This is a genomic window from Pseudolabrys sp. Root1462, from assembly GCF_001426945.1.
Classification (GTDB): Bacteria; Pseudomonadota; Alphaproteobacteria; order Rhizobiales; family Xanthobacteraceae; genus Pseudolabrys.
In genome coordinates, this window is the sequence record NZ_LMFS01000004.1 from 192,115 (window position 1) to 206,602 (window position 14,488).

Genomic DNA, 14,488 nt, shown 5'->3' on the forward strand with positions numbered 1-14,488 from the left:
CCATGACAAGCGAAACTGCAACCACCAATGCGCGCCCGGCTCATCCGAGCTTCGGCGAGGCCTTTCTGGTGTGGCTGAAGATCGGCTGCATCAATTTCGGCGGCCCGGCCGGACAGATCGCCATGATGCATCGCATCCTGGTCGACGAGAAAAAGTGGATCGACGAACCGCGCTTCCTGCACGCGCTCAATTTCTCGATGCTGCTGCCCGGGCCGGAAGCGACGCAGCTCGCGACCTATGTCGGCTGGCTGCTGCACGGCGTGCGCGGCGGCCTCGCCGCCGGCATCCTGTTCGTGCTGCCCGGCGCCTTCGTCATGCTCGGCCTCAGCCTGCTCTACGCTTACGGGCGAGGCGTGAGCGCCATCGACGGCGCGCTGTTCGGCATCAAGGCCGCGGTCCTGGTGATCGTGATCGAGGCGCTGATCCGCATCGGCAAAAGGGCTCTCAAGTCGTGGCTGATGGTGGCCCTCGCGGCGCTGGCCTTCGTCGGCATCTTCTTCTTCGACCTGCCGTTCCCGCTGATCGTCGGCGCCGCGGCTCTTGCCGGCTTCGTCGTGGCGAAATCGCGTCCCGACCTGATCGGCATCAATGGTGTATCCGAGACCGCCCTCGCCCATGGCGCCGACCGCTGGCGGCACGCCATCCTCGCCCTCGTCATCGGCCTGACGTTGTGGTGGGCGCCGGTCGCGATCGCCGCGCTGACGCTCGGCACGGGCCACGTGATGGTGGCGATCGGACTGTTCTTCTCCAAGCTCGCCGTGGTCACCTTCGGCGGCGCCTATGCCGTGCTGGCCTATATGGCGCAGCAGGTGGTGCAGACGCATCACTGGATGACGGCGCCGGAAATGGTCGATGGTCTCGGCCTCGCCGAGACCACGCCGGGCCCACTGATCCTGGTGACGCAGTTCGTCGGCTTTCTTGCCGCCTTCCGCGCGGCGGCGCCGTTCTCGCCGTTGACGGCGGGGCTGATCGGCGCGGCGCTGACGACCTGGGTGACGTTCGTGCCGGCGATCTTGTGGATCTTTGCCGGCGCGCCGTTTCTCGAAGATCTGCGGGCCAACAAGCGACTGACCGGCGCGCTGGCGGCGATCACGGCAGCCGTCGTCGGCGTCATCCTCAACCTGTCGGTCTGGTTCGCGTTGCACGTCCTGTTCGGCAACGTCACAGAGCATCATGCCGGGCCGCTGCGCTGGTTCGGCTTCGATCCCAACGCGCTCGACCGCCATGCGGCGATGCTCGCCGTGGTCGCCGCAGTGCTCGCCTTCCGCTTCCACCGCGGTCTGATCGAGGTGATCATCGTGATGGCACTGCTGGGGATCGTCTCGACTTATTCGTTCTAGTTCTCGGCGCGCAACTCGCTTTCGTGCCAGCGGCGCAGCACCAGGTGCGACAGCGCCGACAGCGCCAGAAAGATGGCAACGCCGACGAGCGACAGCAGCAGGAGCGCCGCGAACATGCGCGGGATGTTGAGCCGGTAGCCGGATTCGGCGATACGATACGCAAGGCCCGATCCGGCCCCGGCCGATCCGGCGGCGATCTCCGCCACCACGGCGCCGATCAGCGACAGGCCGCCGGCGATGCGCAGGCCGGTGAGGATCTGCGGCAGCGCCGCGGGCAGCTTCAGCCGCATCAGCACCTGCCAGCGCGACGCCTTGTAGAGATCGAACAGCGCCATCAGGTTGCGATCGACCGAGTTGAGGCCGAGCGTGGTGTTGGCAAGCACCGGGAAGAACGCGACGATCCAGGCGCAGGCCAGAACGGCGAGATGCTGCGGCAGGTAGATCAGCAGCAACGGCGCGACCGCCACGACCGGCGTCACCTGGAGGATCACCGCATAGGGATAGAACGAATATTCAATGAGCCGCCATTGGTTGAAGGCCATCGCCAGCACGATGCCGCCGACCGCCGCCAGCATGAAGCCCTCGAAGGTCAGCCCGAGCGTCACCAGCAGCGAATTGAACAGAAGGGCGCGGTCGTCGATCAGCGCGCCGAACACCAGGGCCGGGCTCGGCAGCACATAGGCCGGAATGGCGAAGAACCGGACCGTCGCCTCCCAGACGACGACGACGATGGCGAGCAGCAGCGCCGGCAGGACAAGGCGGAGAACGCGCCCGCTCATCGATGCCCTCCCCCCGCGCTCATCCTGAGGAGGCGCGCAGCGCCGTCTCGAAGGATGCGGGCGGCCACATGGTTCGAGACGCGCTCCTTCGGAGCGCTCCTCACCATGAGGCCGATTGTGCCCGCGACATTCGTCATCCGCGTTCACCCATCGCCGCGGCGAGCGTCTCGGCGACCTGCCGGCAATAGCCGGCATATTCCGCCGAGGTGCGGAAGCGCTCGTCGCGCGGATACGGCGCCGGAATCGCGATCTCCGCGAAGACATGGCCGGGCCGCGGCGTCATCACGATGATGCGCTGCGACAGATAAACCGACTCGAACACGGAATGGGTGACGAAGATCACCGTTCGCCGCAACGCCTGCCACAGCAGCAAGAGGTCGTTGTTGAGCTTGAAGCGGGTGATCTCGTCGAGCGCGGCGAAGGGCTCGTCCATCAGCAGCAGCCGCGGCTCGGTGACCAGCGCGCGGGCGATGGAGACGCGCATCTTCATGCCGCCGGACAGTTCGCGCGGAAACGCCGCCGCGAAGTCGGCAAGCCCGACATGGGCAAGCGCGGTAGCGACCGCCTCGCGCGCCTGCGCCACCCCGGCCAGTGATAATGGCAGCTCGACGTTGCGGGCCACGCTCGCCCACGGCATCAAGGTCGGCTCCTGAAAGACGAAGCCGATCGCACCGGCGGCGGCATCCGCATGACCCTGCGGCCATTCGACCGTGCCGCGCGACGGCGCGCTCAGGCCGGCGACAATGCGAAGCGCCGTCGATTTGCCGCATCCTGACGGCCCGAGCAGCGACACGAACTCGCCGGCGTGGACGTCGAGCGACAGCCCGGCCAGCGCGACGACGCCGCTGTCGAATGTCTTGCCGACATCGCGAAGCGAGACGATGGAATTTGCGATTGTCGGCGAGCTTGCCATTTGCTCCGTCATGACCGGCTTTATGCCGGGCATCCGCGACTTAGGAACTCAATACAGTAAAGACGTGAATGACCGGGGCACAAGGGCGTTCACGCCGTCTTCGACGGGCTATGTCCGGCCATGAGGCCAAATGGGCGGAGATCGTCACTTCGGCCGCAGATTAAGGCCCACGCCCTTGTTGACGAACTGCAGCGTGAAGGCCCTCTTGTAGTCGAGGCCGGCCTTGACCACGCCGGTGCGCACCATCTTGTCGTAGAAGGCGTGCATGCGCGCATCCGTCATGGCGCCGATGCCAAGCTTGAGCGTGTCGCCGGAATCGACGATGCCGTATTCCTTCATCTTGGCGATCGAATAGGCCAGCAGCGCGTCGGTCATTTCCGGGTTGAACTTCTTGATCAGTTCGTTACCCGGCTTGCTGTCACCATAGATGTAATTGTACCAACCGATCGCCGAAGCATCGACGAACTTCTGCACCAGATCGGGATCCTTCTCGACCAGGTCGCGCCGCGTCTCGATGAGCGTCGAGTAGCTGTTGAAGCCGTAATCGGCGAGCAGAAAGACCTTCGGTTTGAACTTGCCCTGGGTCTCGATCGCATAGGGCTCGGAGGTGACATAGCCCTGCATGGCGCTTTTCTCGTCGGCGAGAAATGGCTGCGCATTGAACGTGTACGGCTTCACGCTGCGTTCGGTGAAGCCGTAATCGGCCTTCAGCCACTGGTAGTAGCTCGCCATGCCTTCCTTGGAGACGAACAGCGTCAGGTTCTTGAGATCGTCGAGCGTGTTCGCCATGCCCGGATGCGCAATGAGCACCTGCGGATCCTTCTGGAACGACGCGGCGACGGCGACGGTCGGGATATTCTGCTCGACGGCGTCGAAACTCTGCAAGGAGTTCGCGCTCATGAAGAAGTCGATCTTGCCGACCGGCAGTAGAATGCGGTTGTTGACGTTGGGTCCACCGGGCACAATCTCCACGTCGAGGCCGTACTTCTTGTAGGTGCCGTCGGCGAGCGCCTGATAGAAGCCGCCATGCTCGGCCTCGGCGACCCAGTTGGTGCCGAAGCGGACCTTGCGGAGTTCGGGGCCTTCCTTCTTTGGCGCCGGCGCGCCGCCATGCTGCGCCAAAGCCGGCGTCGAGAGCGCCACCGCCGCCAATAGCAAAATTGCCAGGGTCGATTGCGCCGACTGAATGAAGACATTTCTCCGCATCGTCTCAGCTCTCCGGTTTACGGCGGAAGAAATAGTCCGCGACCCGCTGCAAGGTAAGCCCTTGCACCAGAATCGTAAACAGAACCACGCCGTAAACCGCCGCCAGAATGGGCTGACGGTACCCGGTTTCCGGCAACGACAGAGCCAGCGCGATCGAAATGCCGCCACGCAGTCCCGACCAGGTCAGCAGCATGGTGGCGCCGATTCGCACCTTGAGCCGGGTAATGATCAAGGCCAGCGGCCCGACACTGGCGAAGCGCACAGCCAAGCTCAGCAGCGCGGCAGCGGACGCGGCGATCAAAGTCATTTTGCCGCCCTCGACCACGACAATCTCCAGCCCGATCAGTAGGAACAGCAGCGAGTTAAGCACCTCGTCGATCACCGACCAGAACAGGTCGATGTGACGGCGGGTATTCTCGCTCATGGCGTGTTGGCGCGCGCGGCTGCCGACCAGGACGCCGGCCACGACCACCGCGATCGGCCCGGACAAATGCAATAATTCGGCTACGCTGTAGCAGACGGTCACCAGCGCCAGCGATATCATGATCTCGACGTCGTGCTGATCGATTCCGCGCATGGCGCGATAGGCGAGATAGCCACCCGCCAGGCCGAGCAGCGCGCCTCCAAGGGCCTCGTAGACGAACATGAAGCCGAACTCGCCAAGGCCGATCTTGTCGCCGCCGGCCGCTACACCGACCAGAAGCGTGAACATCAGTACGCCAACGCCGTCATTCAAAAGACTTTCGCCGGCGATAACTGCGCGCAATTCCGCCGGCAAGCCGATCCGTTCGAGCGCCGCCGAGACCGCGATCGGGTCTGTCGGCGCGACAATGGCGCCCAGCACCAGGCACCAGATCAAAGGCACACCGAGTCCGGTGAGCGCGAAGACCAGCCACATCGCCACACCCATAAGGAAGGTCGAGATCAGCACGCCGACGGTTGCAAGGACGATGATCGTGCCTTTCCGATTCCAAAGATCGGAGAAACTCACCGACAGCGCGGCGGCAAACAGCAGGAAGCTCAGCGCCCCGTTCAACAGCGCGGCCGGGAACGACAGATCCCCCAGAATCACTTTGGCCCAGGGCCGCACCAGAATGCCTGGGAAGACGGCATCCCAGCCGATCAATGCCACTGACAGCACCAGCGCGCCGATCAGCATGCCGATGGTGCGCGGCAAATGAAGAAATCGCTGATTGAGGTATCCGAAAACCGCCGCGAGCAGCAATAACGCCGAAAACAGATGGAAAATAGAAAACATGAGGAAATCCGATTGAGGATGGGATTTTAAGCCAAGCGCGATGGGACCTGCGCCAGTTGTTCGAAGGATACGGCCAGGGACGAGCTTTTCGCCTGATCGCGTTTGCGAAAGGCACTTGGCGACGCAGCCAATAGGACCACTAGGTCTGGCAGCAGCCTACACCGATTGGGAGCGGAGCGCTTCACCCTCTCTCTCTTAGGTGCGGTGCCGTATCGGAACATTTGCCGCAGCGGCCCTCGCGCTCGACTTGCCTGCTTGTTTTGCCGGGTCCGATTTGCATTGATACTGGCACAACAACCCTCGCTTTGCCGGCCCTGCGGGTCAGTTAGGCGGGCTACAAAATCTTCGGGAGGATCAGGGTCATGTCGCGTTCCAAAATGTCGCTTGCCAAAACACTGCTTGGCATCGCCGCCGCAACGCTCTTGTCGGCCGGCGCCGCTTCCGCACAGATGGAAATCAAGCTCGGCCATGTCGGCGCGCCCGGCTCGCTGTTCGCGCAATCCGCCGATCTCTACGCCGCCAAGGTCAACGCCAAGCTCGGCGACAAGGCCAAGGTCGTTGTCTACGGCTCGAGCCAGCTCGGCGGCGACGGCGAACTGATGAAGAAGCTGAAGCTCGGCACCGTCGATCTCGCGCTGCCCTCGACGGTGATGACCTCGGTCGCGCCGGAGTTCGGCGTGTTCGAGATGCCTTATCTGGTGCAGAACCGCGACCACGCCGCGCGCATCGCCAAGGACGTGACCCATCCCATCCTAGGACCGATCGCGGAGAAGGCGGGCTACCGCATTCTCGGCGTGTGGGAGAACGGCTACCGCGAGATCACCAACAACAAGCGCCCGATCGTGAAGCCCGCCGATCTCGAAGGCGTAAAGCTGCGCGTGCCGGGTGGCGTGTGGCGCGTGAAGATGTTTCAGGCCTACGGCGCCAGCCCGTCGCCGATGGAGCTCAAGGAGGTGTTCGTCGCGCTGCAGACCGGCGTGATGGACGGCCAGGAAAATCCGCTGACGCAGATCTACTCGCAGAAATTCCAGGAAGTGCAGAAGTATCTCTCGCTCACCGGCCACGTCTACACGCCGGCCTATCTGACCGCCGGCGCTTCGTGGGCGCGCTTCCCGGCCGACGTGCAGAAGATCCTCGCCGACACCGCCGTCGCGGTCGAACCGGAGATCCTCAAGCTCGCCGCCAAGCTCGACGGCGAACTGATCGACAAGATGAAGAGCTCGGGCATCCAGGTGAACCAAGCCGACAAGGCCGCCTTCGTCGCGGCCTCGAAAGGCGTGTACGAGGATTTCGCCAAGGAAGTGCCGAAAGGCAAGGAGCTGATCGACAAGTCGCTCAGCCTCGCGAAAGGCTCTTAAGCCGCGCTTTGCCGTACCGATGACGTTACGGCCGGCTTCGCGCCGGCCGTAACGCGCACCTGCCGCCGCCCTGGAAGCGAGAATCCATGACCGCCATCCGACAGACTTTCGACCGCATCCTCGAACTCATTGCCGTCTTCCTGATGCTGGCGGTCACCGCGATCATCACCCTGGGCTTCGTCTATCGCTGGGCCGGCGCGTCGCTGGTCTGGTACGACGAGGTCGCGTCGATCTCGTTATGCTGGCTGACCTACTATGGCGGCGCGCTGGCCGCGCTGCGCGGCGCCCATATCGGCTTTTCGGGTTTCGTCAATTCGCTGCCGGCGGACTGGCGCGTCGCGGCCACGGCGTTTTCCTCGATCGTGACCATCTTCTTCTTCGCCGTGCTTGCCGTGATGGGCACCAAGGTCGTGCAGATTCTGCAGGGCGATACGCTGGTGTCGCTGCCCTGGCTGTCGCTGCAGGTCACCCAATCCGTCATCCCCATCGCCTCGGTGCTGTTCGTGATCGCCGAACTCCTACGCCTGCCCGAACTGCTGCGCGAAGCGCGGCGCGGACCGCTGGTCGATCATGAGTTGCAGGAAGCCCTGATCCACGGCCAGGCCGGCAAGGAGATCCGCCCATGAACGGCGCCATCTCCCTGATGCTGATCGGCATGGGCGCACTGGTGATGCTGAACGTGCCCATCGCGGTCGCCCTCGGCGTCGTCGCCATGCTGGCGATCTGGATCATGCAGGGCAGCTACATGCTGCCGAACACCGCGCTGGTCATGTTCCAGGGCGCCAGCGACTTCCCGCTGCTCGCGGTGCCGTTGTTCATTCTGGCCGGCGGCATCATGAACGCGTCGTCGATCGCGCGGCGGCTGATCAATCTGGCGACCGCCCTGCTCGGCTTCGTCCGCGGCGGCCTCGCCATGGTGACGGTCGGCTCGTCGATGTTCTTCGCCGAGATTTCCGGCTCGGCCGTGGCCGACGTCGCGGCCCTCGGCAGCCTTCTCATTCCGGCGATGAAGTCGCGCGGTTATTCCAAGGAATTCGCCGCCGCCGTGACGTCGTCCTCGGCGAGCCTGGCCATCATCATCCCGCCGTCGATCCCGATGATCCTGTACGCCGCGATGGCGCAGGAGTCGGCGGTGAAGATCTTCGTCGCCGGCATCATCCCCGGCGTGATCGGCGGCCTCGGCCTGATGGCGCTCTGTTACTATTACGCCTGGAAATACAATTTCCCGGTCGAGCAGCGCTTCGCCCTCGACAAGCTCGGCAAGGCCTTTCGCGAAGGGCTGTGGGCCCTGGTCATGCCGGTCGTCATCCTCGGCGGCATCTTCGGCGGCTTCGTCACCGCGACCGAGGGCGCGGCGCTCGCCGTGCTGGTGGCGCTGTTCATCGGCGTCGTGGTCTATCGCGACCTCGACTTCAAGTCGTTCTATCAGGCCTGCGTCGACTCGGCGATCCAGACCGCCGTGGTGATGCTGCTGGTCGCCGCGTCGGCGCTGGTCGGCGTGTTCCTGACCGAAAGCCAGTTGCCGCAGAAGCTCGCCGGCTCGATCGTCAGCATCACCACCAATCCCTACATGGTGCTGCTGATCCTCAACGTGTTCTTCCTGATCATCGGCATGTTCCTGCACTCGGCGGCGGCGATCATCCTGACCGTGCCGATCGTGCTGCCGCTGATCCATCAAGTCGGCATCGATCCGATCCATTTCGGTCTGGTGCTGACGCTCAACCTCGCCATCGGCCAGCAGACGCCGCCCGTGGCGAGCGTGCTGATCGCCTCGTGCTCGATTGCCAAGTCCGATATCTGGGCGACGACCAAGGCCAATCTTGGCTTCATCAGCGTGCTGACGTTGGTGCTGCTGCTGTGCACCTACGTGCCGTGGCTGTCGCTGGTGCTGATCAAGATGTTCTACGCGAGCTAGCCGCCGGCCATCGGAAAAGGCCCATCCGGCGCGATCCGGATGGGCCTTTGCTGTGTCTAGCGATAGCCGCCGGTGGCGGCGAGACGCTCGCCGGTCATCCACGCCGAATCGTCGGAGGCGAGAAACACCGCGACGCGCGCGATATCGTCGGGCTGGCCGAGGCGGCCGAGCGCCGTGCGATCGACCAGCGCCTTCTCGAACTCGCTGCCCTTGACGCCGGCGGTAACCAGCCCTTCGGTCTCGGTGCCGCCCGGCGCGATGATGTTGACGCGAATCTTGCGCGGGCCGAGTTCGGCCGCCAGCACGCGCGTCAGCGTATCGACGGCGCCCTTGGTCGCCGAATAGACCGACGCCGTCGGCACCGTGGCCTCGGCACTGGCGTTCGAGCCGACATTGATGACGCTGCCGCCGTTCGGGCCGAAATACTTCACCGCCTCGCGCGTCGCCAGCACGGTGCCGAGGACATTGATGTTGAACTGGCGGTGGAATTCATCCTCCGTGACGTTTTCGATGGCATCGAATTTGTAGACGCCGGCATTGTTCACCAGCACATGGACGCCGCCGAAGGTTTCCTTGGCCGTGGCGAACAGTTTCTGCACGTCGGCCGCCTTGGCGACGTCACCCTGCACCGCGATCGCCTTGCCGCCCTTGGCCTTGATGTCGGCGACGACCTTGTCGGCGCCGGCGCGGTCCGACGCGTAATTGACGACGACGGCGGCGCCGACGGCCCCGAACGCGCGGGCGACGCCCGCGCCAATGCCCTTCGACGCGCCGGTTACCACCGCCACCTTGCCCTTGAGATCGCTCATCAAACTCTCCTGTTGCGTTCGATTCGATAATTAGATAATCATCGAAATGACAGGTAGGGCGGCGCCGGCGGGACGCAAGGGCGGGAGCGAAAAATTCGGGGCGGTGTTCCGCAGGTCGAACGAAGATTCGAAGGGCGGGATGATCCGGGGCGCTAGATCTCGGCCAGGCGGTCGAGATAGGCGCGCAAGACGTCGCGATGCAGCACGAGATTGGCGAATTTGCCGTCGCGAACGATTTCGATCAGGCCGGCGGTCTCCAGTTCCTTGATGTGGTGCGAGACGGTGGCGGGACTGATGCCGTGGCAGGTGTGCAGGCCGCCGCACGGCAGCGGCGCATCCTGCGCGCCGATGCTCTTGAGGATAGCGTAACGCCGCGGCTCGGCCAAAGCCCGGGCGATCCGCTCGAATTCGCGGTCGGTGAGAACCTTCTTCTTTGCCTTGGCCATGACTGAAAAATAAGCAGTCGCAGGCGGAAGTCCAGCGCTCACGCGCCGGGCACCGGCCCGAGGCTCATCGCCAGCACACGCGCGACATGAAGCGCCTCGCGGCCGGCGCCGTCGTGAATCTGATGGCGGCACGAGGTGCCGTCGGCGACGATCAGCGCGTCGTCCGGCGCCTTACGCACCGCCGGCAACAGCGACAGCTCGGCCATCTGCAGTGACACGTCGATGGTCTCGGCCTTGTAGCCGAAGGCGCCGGCCATGCCGCAGCAGCTCGATTCGACGGTTTCGACCTTCAGCTCCGGCACCGCGCGAAGCACGCTCTCCACCGCGCCCATGGCGCCGAACGATTTCTGGTGGCAATGGCCGTGCAGCAATGCCTGCCGCGGCAATGGCTGGAGCGGCAAATCGAGGGCGCCGGCTTTGATCTCGCGCGCGAGGAATTCCTCGAGCAGCATGGCCTGCGCCGCGACCTCGGCGACGCCCTCGCCTTTCATCAGCGCCGGCATCTCGTCCCGCAGCGTCAGCAGGCAGCTCGGCTCGAGCCCGACGATCGGCACGCCGCGCCGCGCCAGCGGCGCGATGGCGTCGAGCGTGCGCTGCATTTCCCTGCGCGCCTCATCGACCTTGCCGACCGACAGGAAGGTGCGGCCGCAGCACAGTGGCCGCGCATCGTCGTCCACCGGCCGCGCCGCATGGATGTGATAGCCGCCGGCCCTGAGCACGGTGACGGCGTCGTCGAGATTCTCGCGCTCGAAATAGCGATTGAAGGTGTCGGCGAACAGGACGACCTCGCGCTTCGGCGACGGCTTGCTGGCCGAAGTAGCGGCACCGTCGCTGTCATCGCGATAAATATCGCCGCGCCATTGCGGCAGGCTACGCCGCGCCGAGAATCCGGTGAAGGCCTCCGACAGCCGCCTCAGCATCCCGCTTTTTTCGCGCAGGTTGAACAGCGCCGGGTGACGCGCGGCAAACGGCGCATAGCGCGGCAGATAGCCGACCAACCGGTCATGCAGCGACAGGCCACGCTGCTTCACGCGCGCCGCCTGCACCTCGATCTTCATGCGCGCCATATCGACGCCGGTCGGGCATTCGCGGCGGCATGCCTTGCACGACACACATAACGACAGCGTCTCGGCCATCTCGTCCGAGGACAGCGCATCGGCGCCGAGCTGGCCGGATATCGCGAGCCGCAGCGTGTTGGCGCGGCCGCGGGTGACGTCGCGCTCGTTGCGGGTGACGCGGTACGACGGACACATGGCGCCGCCGGCCAATTGGCGGCAAGCGCCATTGTTGTTGCACATCTCGACGGCGCCCTGAAAACCGCCGCCCGACCCCGAATAGGCCGACCAGTCGAGCTCGGTCTTGATCTCGATGCCGTGATAGCCGGGCTTGTAGCGCAGCAGCGAACGGTCATCGAATTTCGACGGCCGCACCACCTTGCCGGGATTGTACAGGCCGTTCGGATCGAAGCGATCCTTCACCTCTTCGAAGGCGCGCGCCAATCTCGAGCCGAACATCGGTTCATTGAATTCCGAACGCACCAGTCCGTCGCCATGTTCGCCGGAATGGGAGCCCTTGTATTCGCGCACCATGGCGAAGGCCTCTTCGGCAATCGCTCGCATGGCGTGGACGTCCTTCTCGAGCCGCAGATTGAGCACCGGCCGCACGTGCAGGCAGCCGGACCCAGCATGCGCGTACCAGGTGCCGCGCGTGCCGTGCTTGTCGAAGATCGCCGTGAGCCGCGAGGTATAGTCGGCGAGATGCTCGAGCGGCACCGCGCAATCCTCGACGAAGGACACCGGTTTGCCCTGCTCCTTCATCGACATCATGATGTTGAGACCGGAGGTGCGCAGCTCGGTGATTGCCGCCTGCAACGAAGGATCGAGCACCTCGACCACGCCGCCCCATTTGGCGCCGCTGTGCGACCAGTGAAAGCCGAGATCGCCGATCAGCTGTTCGAGCTGGCGCAGCAGGCGAAGATTGGCGTCCTGGTCGGCCTCGCCGAATTCGACGAGCAGGATCGCTTCCGGCATGCCGCGCACGAACTTGTCGAGCGTCGGCTTGAAAATCGGAATGGCGCCGGCAAGCTCAAGCATGGTGCGATCGACGAGTTCGACTGCGATCGGCTTGAGCCGGACGATGTGCTGCGCGCAGTTCATCGCCTCGTAGAACGAGCCGAAATGCACGGCGCCGACGGCTCGGCGGCCGAGCAGCGGCGACAGCTTCAATTCGATGCGCGTCGAGAAGCCGAGCGTGCCTTCGGAGCCGACAAGAATGTGGGCGAGGTTGATGTCGTTGCCGCCTTTATAGGAGCCCGGCACCAGCGCATCGAGATTGTAGCCGCCGACCCGGCGCTGCACTTTCGGAAAGCGGGCGGCGATTTCATCGGCCTCGCGCGCGCCGATGGCGATCAGGTCCTGCGCCAGTGGCCGCAGCGCCGGCGGCACATCGTTGACGCTGCCGCCGATCGGGCCGAAATGCGCCGCCGCCCCGTCGGCGAGTACGGCGTCGATGGCGATGACATTGTCGCGCATTGTGCCGTAGCGCAGCGAGCGGCCGCCGCAGGAGTTGTTGCCGGCCATGCCGCCGATGGTGGCGCGCGACGCCGTCGAAATATCGACCGGAAACCACAGGCCGTGCGGCTTGAGCTGGCGGTTCAGGTCGTCGAGCACGATGCCGGGCTCGACAACGCAGCGCTGCCGCGTGACATCGAGATCGAGGATGCGATTGAGGTATTTCGAGCAGTCCACCACCAGCGACGGGCCGATGGTCTGGCCGCATTGCGAGGTGCCGCCGCCACGGGCCAGTACGGTGGCCCCCTCCTCCCGCGAAATGCCTATCGCGCGTTCGGCTTCCTCTATCGTGCGCGGCGCCACCACGCCCACAGGCGTGATCTGGTAGTGCGAGGCGTCGGTCGCGTAGCGGCCGCGGGTAAAGGCGTCAAAATGAACGTCTCCCGTCAATTCAGCCTTCAAACGCCTTTCCAGGCCGGGGAGCACAACCGCCAAAATGCCCATCCTTATTGGTTTATGTCGATTATTGCATGAGCCAATTGCGGGAATCCGCTTGACCGGAATGTGACATTCATAGTTCAAGGCGACAAGCGCCGCTCCCCGCCGGGACGGAGCCCGTGGTTCAAACCCCACAACACGAACCTTATCAGCCGTTCCAGGAGCGGATTTCCGATGGCTCAGAATTCCTCGCGTCAGGTGGGACGTCACTTCCTGCACATCCCCGGACCGACGCCCGTTCCGGATCGCATCTTGCGGGCGATGGACACGCCGATGATCGATCATCGCGGTCCCGAGTTTGCCAAGCTGGCGAAGCGATGCCTCGATGGCATCAAGACGATCTTCAAGACCACCAACCCGGTCATCATCTACACCGCGACCGGCACCGGCGCCTGGGAAGGCGCGCTGACCAACACGCTGTCGGCCGGCGACAAAGTGCTGATGGTCGAGACCGGCCAGTTCGGTGCGCTGTGGAAGAAGATGGCCGACAAGCTCGGCCTGCAAAGCGAACTCATTCCGACCGACTGGCGCACCGGCGTCGATCCGAAGGTGATCGAGAAGCGTCTCGCCGAGGACAAGAAGCACGAGATCAAGGCGGTGTGCGTATTGCACAACGAGACCTCGACCGGCGCGCTGTCCCCGATCGCCGAGATCCGCAAGGCCATCGACGCCGCCAAGCATCCGGCGCTGCTGATGGTCGACACCATCTCCTCGCTCGCCTCGACCGACTTCCGTCATGACGAATGGGGCGTCGACGTCACCGTCGGCGGCGCGCAGAAGGGCCTGATGCTGCCGCCCGGCATGTCGTTCAACGCCGTCAGCAACAAGGCGCTGGAAGCCAACAAGACATCGAAGCTGCCGAAGTCGTTCCTCGACTGGCAGGACATGCTCAACATGAACAAGTCCGGCTTCTTCCCCTACACGCCGGCGACGCTCATGCTGTTCGGCCTCGATGTCGGCATCACCATGCTGCACGAGGAAGGCCTCGACAACGTGTTCGCCCGCCATGACCGCCTCGCCGAGGCGACGCGGCGCGCGGTCAAGCACTGGGGCCTCGAGACGTTGGTCAAGGATTCGAAATACCAGTCGCCGACCGTCACCGCGGTGCTGCTGCCGGAAGGCTTCAATGCCGACCAGTTCCGCGCCATGGCGCTGGAGACCTTCAACATCTCCTACGGCGCCAGCTTCGGTCCGTTTGCCGGCCGCTACTTCCGCATCGGCCATCTCGGCGACGTCAACGATGCGATGATGCTGGGCTGCCTCGGCGTCACCGAAGTGGCGCTGCAGATGTTCGGCGTGCCGATCAAGACCGGCGGCGTGCAGGCGGCGATGGATTATCTCGTCACCGCGCATGGCGGCGCCAAGAAGCAGGCGGCGGAGTAAGCTTTGCTTCCCTCTCCCCGTTCTTACGGGGAGAGGGTGGCGAACGAAGTGAGCCGGGTGAGGGGCATTCGCG

At 64.5% G+C, this 14,488-nt stretch carries 12 protein-coding genes; 5 read left to right on the top strand and 7 right to left on the bottom strand.

Annotation, left to right across the window (positions count from 1 at the left end; translation table 11 throughout):
• Positions 1–2: 2 nt before the first annotated feature.
• Entirely contained in the window at positions 3–1,340 is a 1,338-nt protein-coding gene (gene chrA, locus ASD45_RS21840; RefSeq protein WP_056913818.1) for a chromate efflux transporter, read from the top strand.
• On the opposite strand, the gene ASD45_RS21845 is transcribed toward chrA, so the two are convergent.
• The 4 genes from ASD45_RS21845 to ASD45_RS21860 all read right to left on the bottom strand — a co-directional run bounded on the left by ASD45_RS21845 (position 1,337) and on the right by ASD45_RS21860 (position 5,496).
• Positions 1,337–2,119 carry an ABC transporter permease gene (locus ASD45_RS21845; RefSeq protein ID WP_056913819.1) on the bottom strand — a complete coding sequence of 261 codons (783 nt, stop codon included), beginning with the start codon at positions 2,117–2,119 and terminating at the stop codon, positions 1,337–1,339. The two genes, chrA and ASD45_RS21845, sit on opposite strands and share 4 nt — an antisense overlap.
• A gap of 133 nt (positions 2,120–2,252) precedes the next feature.
• On the bottom strand, positions 2,253–3,032 hold the full coding sequence (locus tag ASD45_RS21850) for an ABC transporter ATP-binding protein (RefSeq protein WP_156381037.1): 780 nt from the start codon (positions 3,030–3,032) through the stop codon (positions 2,253–2,255).
• A 144-nt stretch (positions 3,033–3,176) separates the two neighbouring features.
• Entirely contained in the window at positions 3,177–4,238 is a 1,062-nt protein-coding gene (locus ASD45_RS21855; protein ID WP_056913820.1) for an ABC transporter substrate-binding protein, read from the bottom strand.
• Positions 4,239–4,242: 4 nt separating this feature from the next.
• Positions 4,243–5,496 (bottom strand): sodium:proton antiporter, encoded by a 1,254-nt coding sequence (locus ASD45_RS21860; RefSeq protein WP_056913821.1) that lies wholly within the window; start codon positions 5,494–5,496, stop codon positions 4,243–4,245.
• Positions 5,497–5,858: 362 nt separating this feature from the next.
• On the opposite strand from ASD45_RS21860, the gene ASD45_RS21865 reads away from it, so the two are divergent.
• The 3 genes from ASD45_RS21865 to ASD45_RS21875 all read left to right on the top strand — a co-directional run bounded on the left by ASD45_RS21865 (position 5,859) and on the right by ASD45_RS21875 (position 8,769).
• Positions 5,859–6,854 (top strand): TRAP transporter substrate-binding protein, encoded by a 996-nt coding sequence (locus tag ASD45_RS21865; protein WP_244485613.1) that lies wholly within the window; start codon positions 5,859–5,861, stop codon positions 6,852–6,854.
• An 86-nt stretch (positions 6,855–6,940) separates the two neighbouring features.
• Positions 6,941–7,480 carry a TRAP transporter small permease subunit gene (locus ASD45_RS21870; RefSeq protein ID WP_056913822.1) on the top strand — a complete coding sequence of 180 codons (540 nt, stop codon included), beginning with the start codon at positions 6,941–6,943 and terminating at the stop codon, positions 7,478–7,480.
• Positions 7,477–8,769: a TRAP transporter large permease gene (locus tag ASD45_RS21875; protein WP_200949772.1), complete on the top strand. Its 1,293-nt coding sequence runs from the start codon at positions 7,477–7,479 to the stop codon at positions 8,767–8,769. Before ASD45_RS21870 ends, ASD45_RS21875 begins: the two co-directional genes overlap by 4 nt.
• Before the next feature lie 56 nt (positions 8,770–8,825).
• On the opposite strand, the gene ASD45_RS21880 is transcribed toward ASD45_RS21875, so the two are convergent.
• The 3 genes from ASD45_RS21880 to ASD45_RS21890 all read right to left on the bottom strand — a co-directional run bounded on the left by ASD45_RS21880 (position 8,826) and on the right by ASD45_RS21890 (position 13,038).
• Positions 8,826–9,578 carry a glucose 1-dehydrogenase gene (locus ASD45_RS21880; RefSeq protein ID WP_056913823.1) on the bottom strand — a complete coding sequence of 251 codons (753 nt, stop codon included), beginning with the start codon at positions 9,576–9,578 and terminating at the stop codon, positions 8,826–8,828.
• A 152-nt stretch (positions 9,579–9,730) separates the two neighbouring features.
• Complete coding sequence (locus ASD45_RS21885; protein ID WP_056913824.1) at positions 9,731–10,024, bottom strand: helix-turn-helix domain-containing protein; 294 nt, start codon at positions 10,022–10,024, stop codon at positions 9,731–9,733.
• A 38-nt stretch (positions 10,025–10,062) separates the two neighbouring features.
• A complete protein-coding gene (locus ASD45_RS21890; RefSeq protein WP_156381038.1) occupies positions 10,063–13,038 on the bottom strand; it encodes an FAD-binding and (Fe-S)-binding domain-containing protein in 2,976 nt (991 codons plus the stop codon).
• 168 nt (positions 13,039–13,206) lie between these two features.
• On the opposite strand from ASD45_RS21890, the gene ASD45_RS21895 reads away from it, so the two are divergent.
• A complete protein-coding gene (locus tag ASD45_RS21895) occupies positions 13,207–14,415 on the top strand; it encodes an aminotransferase class V-fold PLP-dependent enzyme (protein ID WP_056913825.1) in 1,209 nt (402 codons plus the stop codon).
• Positions 14,416–14,488: the final 73 nt, after the last annotated feature.